5 protein-coding genes are annotated in these 5,871 nt (G+C 71.2%); 4 read left to right on the top strand and 1 reads right to left on the bottom strand.

Annotated elements, in window-relative coordinates:
* Window positions 1–520 precede the first annotated feature (520 nt).
* The 3 genes from FPZ41_RS44290 (at window position 521) to FPZ41_RS44280 (ending at window position 3,856) form a co-directional block, all read left to right on the top strand.
* A complete protein-coding gene (locus tag FPZ41_RS44290; RefSeq protein ID WP_152870309.1) occupies window positions 521–1,813 on the top strand; it encodes a LolA family protein in 1,293 nt (430 codons plus the stop codon).
* A 68-nt stretch (window positions 1,814–1,881) separates the two neighbouring features.
* Complete coding sequence (locus tag FPZ41_RS44285) at window positions 1,882–2,820, top strand: ABC transporter ATP-binding protein (protein WP_134034043.1); 939 nt, start codon at window positions 1,882–1,884, stop codon at window positions 2,818–2,820.
* Window positions 2,807–3,856, top strand: coding sequence for an ABC transporter permease (locus FPZ41_RS44280; RefSeq protein ID WP_228023427.1), 1,050 nt, complete (start codon window positions 2,807–2,809; stop codon window positions 3,854–3,856). The genes FPZ41_RS44285 and FPZ41_RS44280 overlap by 14 nt, the downstream gene beginning before the upstream one ends.
* Before the next feature lie 19 nt (window positions 3,857–3,875).
* Here the strand turns inward: FPZ41_RS44280 and FPZ41_RS44275 are convergent, their stop codons facing one another.
* The gene (locus FPZ41_RS44275) at window positions 3,876–4,493 is read right to left on the bottom strand and encodes a DUF6668 family protein (protein WP_152870307.1); all 618 of its coding nucleotides are present in this window, start codon (window positions 4,491–4,493) and stop codon (window positions 3,876–3,878) included.
* Window positions 4,494–4,786: 293 nt separating this feature from the next.
* On the opposite strand from FPZ41_RS44275, the gene FPZ41_RS44270 reads away from it, so the two are divergent.
* Window positions 4,787–5,833, top strand: a complete 1,047-nt coding sequence (locus FPZ41_RS44270; RefSeq protein ID WP_194236442.1) for a tetratricopeptide repeat protein — start codon at window positions 4,787–4,789, stop codon at window positions 5,831–5,833.
* Window positions 5,834–5,871 lie beyond the last annotated feature (38 nt).

Below are 5,871 nucleotides of genomic sequence, written 5' to 3'. Positions count from 1 at the left end.
CCCTGGGCCTCCGGCCCTCCCGGCCCCTGGGCCTCCGGCCCTCCCGGCCCTCGACCTCCGGCCCTTCGGCCCGCCGGCCTCCCGGCCCACGGCCTCCTGGGACCCCCAGCCCCCAGACATCGGTCTGACCGCCTCACCCTCACCATGATCCAGAAGTCGTATGACGCGCGTCACCCTCTCGACCCCGCACCGCCGCGATCCCCCGGCTGCCGCGCGGTGAAGCCCGGCTGAACGGGTACCAGCCGGGCGGCGTACTCCCCTTCGACCTCCCCTTCGACCCCTACGGGTAGGGGGAGACACCGCCTCTCCGTGTCATCCCACAGCAGTACAGGAAGTTGATTCCGGGGTCTGACGCTTCTGGATTGCCGATTTGGTCAGATGGAAAGCACCACTCCTCACCGATTCGGGTGAGAATGGCGGCTCGGGGTGGACGACGACGAGTGTGAGGACGTCGCAGCGCGCACGACTCGGCGCGCAGGACGAGGAGCAGGCCGCCGCCTACTACGGAGGTAAGGCAGACATGGCACCGTACGAAACCGACGACAGCGCGAAGGCCGACGAGGCCGAGGACCTGCGCGCCGGGCGCCGCAAGGCGGCGCGGTACGTCGTCCCGGTCACGGTGGTGGGGGTGGCGGCCGCGACGATCGGGCTCGTCCCGGCATTCGCCGGCTCGGGTGACCCCGACCTGCCGAAGATCAGCGCGCAGGAACTCATCGAGAAGATCGCCGCGTCGGACGTACAGCAGGTGTCCGGCACCGTGAAGATCAGCACCGATCTGGGGCTGCCGGACCTGGGCGGGCTGGAGAGCAGCCTCGGAGCGGGCGCGGCCGCGAAGCCTTCCGGCGGTGACGGCGGCTCGACCGCCGAGCCCTCCTCCAAGCTGCTCGAACTCGCCACCGGCACGCACACGGTGCGCGTCGCGGCCGACGGCCCGGACAAGCAGAAGCTGTCGCTGCTGGACAAGACCTCCGAGTACAGCGTCATCCGCAACGGCGACGACGTGTGGGCGTACGACAGCAAGTCGAACGAGGTGTTCCACACGACCGGGGCCGCGGACGTCAAGGAGCACACGAAGGACCAGAAGCAGGACCAGAAGCAGGACCAGAAGTCCGACAAGGGTCTGCCCGAGGACGTTCCGGCCACGCCCCAGAAGCTGGCGGAGGAGGCCCTGAAGGCGGTCGACGACACCACGTCCGTGACCGTCGACGGCAGCGCCCAGGTCGCCGGCCGGGACGCGTACAAGCTGCTCATCAAGCCGAAGGGGTCCGGCTCCACGGTCGGCGCCATCTCCATCGCGGTGGACGCGAAGACCGGGCTGCCGCTGAAGTTCACGCTCACCCCGGCGAGCGGGGGCGCGGCCGTCGTCGACGCGGGCTTCACCCAGGTCGACTTCGCCAAGCCGAGCGCCTCCACCTTCGACTTCACGCCGCCCAAGGGCGCGAAGGTCACCGAAGGGGACGAGCTCAAGGACCAGGGCAAGCACGAGAAGCAGGAAAAGCCGGCACGGTCCGGTGAGGACCTCGGCAAGGAACTGGAGGGCGGCGGCATGAAGACCATCGGCGAGGGCTGGAGCTCCATCGCCGAGTTCGACATGGGCGGCAAGGGCGTACCGTCGGGGGCCAACGGCAACACCGGCAACAGCGACGTCGACGGGTTCCTGAACTCGCTCGGCGACCAGGTCAGCGGCAAGTTCGGCTCCGGTACGGTCTTCAAGACCCGGCTGATCAACGTCCTGATCACGGATGACGGCAAGGCGTACGCCGGAGCGGTCACCAAGGACGCGCTGGTGAAGGCGGCCAACGCGGCGAAGTGAGAACCTGGCCGGCGGGCCGGGGCGGCATCCGCGCCGCACCGGCCCGCCGGCCGTACCCGAGGGGAGCCATGACCGACGCAGCAGCCATTCACACGGAGGGTCTGACCAAGACCTTCCGCGGCGGCCAGGTGGCCGTGGACCACCTGGAACTCACGGTTCCCAGCGGCAGCGTCTTCGGCTTCCTCGGGCCCAACGGCTCCGGCAAGACCACCACCATCCGCATGCTGATGGGCCTGATCGAGCCGACGTCGGGCACCGCCCGGGTGCTCGGCCGGCCCATGCCGGGCGCCGCCCGCACCGTACTGCCGCAGGTGGGCGCCCTCATCGAGGGGCCCGCCCTGTACGGCTTCCTCACCGGGCGGGACAACCTGCTGCGGTACGACGCCGCCGATCCCACCGCCGACCCGCGTACCCGGCGTACGCGGGTCGCGGCCGCGCTGGACCGGGTCGGGCTGGCGGCGGCCGCGGGCAAGAAGGCGAAGGCGTACTCGCTGGGCATGAAGCAGCGGCTGGGGCTGGCGTCGGCTCTCCTCCAGCCGCGCAGGCTGCTCGTCCTCGACGAGCCGACGAACGGGCTCGACCCGCAGGGGATGCGGGAGATCCGCTCCCTGGTACGGGAGTTGGCGTCCGACGGCACCACCGTCTTCCTCTCCTCACACCTCCTCGACGAGATCGAGCAGGTGTGCACGCACGCCGCCGTGATGGCCCAGGGGCGGCTGATCACCCAGGGCGCGGTGGCCGACCTGGCGGCCGGGGCGCGCGGGCGGCTCGTCGTGACCACACCGGACGCCGGGGACGCGGCCCGGGTGCTCAAGGAGCAGGGCGTCGGCGATGTCGTGGTGACGGAGGAGCGGGTGACGGCCGAGCCCCCGGACCGTGACCTCGCGGAGGTGAACGCGGCGCTGGTGACGGCAGGGGTCCGCGTACGCGGTTTCGTCGTCGAAAGGGCCTCGCTGGAGGACGCGTTCGTGGCGCTGACAGGGGAGGGCTTCGATGTCGCAGGCTGAACTGACGGGCCCTGAGCCGATGGGGCCTGGGTCGACGGGGTCTGAGCCGACGGGGCCTGGGTCGACAGGGTCTGGGTCGACGGGGTCTGGGCCGACGGGGCCTGGGCCGACGGGGCCTGGGTCGACAGGGTCTGGGTCGACAGGGTCTGATCCGGCGCAGGCCGACCCCGCGCGGGGGACCGGCCTGCGCAGGCCGGGTCCGCTGTGGACGTTCGGGCTCTTCCGCAGCGAGCTCGTCACCACCTTCCGCCGCTGGCGCACGATCGCGCTGCTCGCCGTACTCGCGGGCGTCCCCGTCCTGGTGGGCATCGCCGTGAAGATCGAGACCAGCGACGGCTCGTCGGTCGGTGGCGGGGGCGGCGGGGGCCCGGCCTTCATCACCCAGATCACCAACAACGGCCTGTTCCTGGTGTTCACGGCGCTGGCCGCGACGCTCCCCTTCTTCCTCCCGATGGCGATCGGAGTGATCGCCGGGGACGCCATCGCGGGCGAGGCCAACGCGGGGACGCTCCGCTATCTGCTCGTCGCACCCGCGGGCCGCACCCGGCTCCTCATCACCAAGTACGCGACGACGATGACGTTCTGCCTCGTCGCCACGCTGGTGGTGGCGGCGTCGGCGCTCGCGGTGGGCGCCCTGCTCTTCCCGCTCGGCGAGCTGACGACCATCTCGGGCACGCGCATCAGCTTCGCCGAGGGGCTGGGCCGGGCCCTGCTCATCGCCCTGGTGGTGGCCGCGTCCCTGATCGGCGTGGCCGCCCTGGGCCTGTTCGTGTCGACCCTGACGAACAGCGGCATCGCGGCGATGACCACGACGGTCGGCCTGCTGATCACCGTCCAGATCCTCGACCAGATCCCGCAGCTCCACACCCTCCAGCCGTACTTCTTCTCCCACTACTGGCTGTCGTTCGCCGACCTGATGCGGGACCCGGTCTACTGGGACGACGTGCAACGCAACCTGGGCCTGCAGTGCCTGTACGCGGCCGTGTTCGGATCGGCGGCGTGGGCGCGGTTCACGGCGAAGGACATAACCGCGTAAGCCCTCCGCCGGGAGGCGGTCAGTGCGCCGTTCCCGCGGTGAGGCGGGCCAGGTCCGCGCTCTCCCGTGGCAGCGGCACGGTGAGGTCGCCGATGCGCCAGGCGGGCATCCAGGGGACGTGGTAGACGTCGATGACGGAGCTGATCAGCTTGACATGCTGGGCCAGTTGGCGGGGCAGGCGGCCGGGTGCGTCGGCGACCAGGACGACGGCGTTGAGGTCGAGCCCCGGCGGTGCGTCGCCGCGCCGGAAGGTGTCCAGGGTGTACGAGATGGCCTCGAGCCCTGTGGCATGCGTCCGCGCGACCAGCAGAATCGACTCGGGTTCGCCGTGTTCGGGGCGAGGCCAGGCGCGCCCGGTGTCATGGCCGCCGAACACGGTCGCGAGCGTGGTGGTGCCCGCCCCGCCGTGCGTGGCGACCCAGGCGAACCGCCGGGGACTCGCGGTGAACCGCTGGGGATTCGTGGCGAATTGCTGAGCACCAGTGATGAAGTACTGGGGATTCACAGGGAGTTGTACGTTCGGTTCCGGTTCCGGTTCCGGTTCTGGCTCCGGCTGCCGCTGCTCCGGCACGGCGACCGGACCGCGTACCCAGATCTCCGGCCCGCTCGGTGCCCGCTGTTCTCGCTGCCCCTGCATATTGCCCTCTCCTCGTCCTCTCCTCCTCGTCTGTTACCGATCTTCGTGGTTGCACGGGCGGTACCGGAAGCGGGGTGTCCGTTCCTGGGACGAGCCTGTGACGCGGCGGTGACGCGGTCGGTGGGGGCGATCGGAGAGACTCGTAGGGGCGGGGCTGCGACTTTCGTGGCTTCTGAGGGTGTGCGGGCGGCTCAGCCCGATGCCGGTTGCTCCCTCTGATGTCTCTCCTCCTGATATCCCTGCCTCTGATGTCCGTTCTCCTGATGTCCTTCTTCTGACCCGAGTGAGGAACCATGTCTCGACTCAGCCGCGAACAGAAGCGGGAACTCGACCGGGAACTCGACCGGGAACTCAAGCCGTCGGAGTTTCCGGAGCAGCGGTCCGGGATGCTCCCGATCGACGTGCGGGTGCCGGCGTCCGGTGAAGGCGCCTCGGTGGGCGGAATGCCGGTGGCGGCCCACCCCGGCGAGCCCCTCCAGAACACCGTCCTCGACTACCTCCACCGCATCGCCCGCGCGGCGGGTCACTCCGTCCTCGCCACCGTCCACGACGAGCGCATCGGCTACGCCGTTCCCCTCCAGATCTCCGTGGACGGCTCCAGCTGCTTCGTGGACGAGCCGGTGAGGGAGGGACGGCCGACGCCGGAGGCCCCAGCCGCTCCCGCCGGTACGGTCGCTCCGCCGACCGGAGAGTTCGGCCCGGCCCCCACCTTCGCACCCCCCAAGGAGCCTGACCCCACTCCCCGCACCACTCCCGAGGACGACGATGCCGCGCCCAGGCCCGCGCCCGTAAGGGAGTTCGCGATCGCCGAGGTCGTGATGGGTGCCCTGGAGGCCGACGAGGCAGAGCCCTCGCTCTTCGCGGAGCCCATCGGACAGATCAACGAGGCCGTGCAGTCGGGCCGGATCGACGAGGCCGCCGAACTGGCCGGGCTCACCACCGCCCAGGCCTCCGCGACCCTGGGCCCGGAGCACCCGGAGGTCCAGTGGCTGCGCGAACTGTCCGCGTACATCGCCTACTTGGCCGGAGACATGCTCGGGTCCTTCCAGCTCTCCCTGGACCTCGCCCGGCTCCGCCACCGTCGGCACGACGCGCGCGCCGCGTACGGCGACGTCCAGAGCGCGGCCGCCGCCTGGCGCGCCGTGCGCGACCCGCACCAGGGCCTGAGCCTGGGCCGCGATCTGATCGAGGTGTGGACCGAGCTCACGGCCGAGGCCGGCCCCGCCGCCGACGACATCGAACAACTTGAGTCGGCGCGCACCCGCATGGGCCGTCTCACGGCCCGCGCCGAGGCGAGCCCGGCCCCGGCCCCGGGGCCAGCCACCGACACGGGGCGTTGACCGGGCCCGCCCGAGCCCACCCCGGGGCCGTGCCGAGC

The sequence above is a fragment of the Streptomyces acidicola genome, from assembly GCF_009377235.1.
Taxonomy (GTDB): domain Bacteria; phylum Actinomycetota; class Actinomycetes; order Streptomycetales; family Streptomycetaceae; genus Streptomyces; species Streptomyces acidicola.
The sequence above is the reverse complement of the archived record's forward strand: the minus strand, read 5'-3'. Positions and strand labels throughout refer to the sequence as shown.

Excerpts from the sequence above, each read along its gene's own strand:
- FPZ41_RS44280 (WP_228023427.1), top strand. The coding sequence starts at position 2,807 with ATGTCGCAGGCTGAACTGACGGGCCCTGAGCCGATGGGGCCTGGGTCG.
- FPZ41_RS44275 (WP_152870307.1), bottom strand. The coding sequence starts at position 4,493 with ATGCAGGGGCAGCGAGAACAGCGGGCACCGAGCGGGCCGGAGATCTGG.
- FPZ41_RS44270 (WP_194236442.1), top strand. The coding sequence starts at position 4,787 with ATGTCTCGACTCAGCCGCGAACAGAAGCGGGAACTCGACCGGGAACTC.
- FPZ41_RS44285 (WP_134034043.1), top strand. The coding sequence starts at position 1,882 with ATGACCGACGCAGCAGCCATTCACACGGAGGGTCTGACCAAGACCTTC.
- FPZ41_RS44290 (WP_152870309.1), top strand. The coding sequence starts at position 521 with ATGGCACCGTACGAAACCGACGACAGCGCGAAGGCCGACGAGGCCGAG.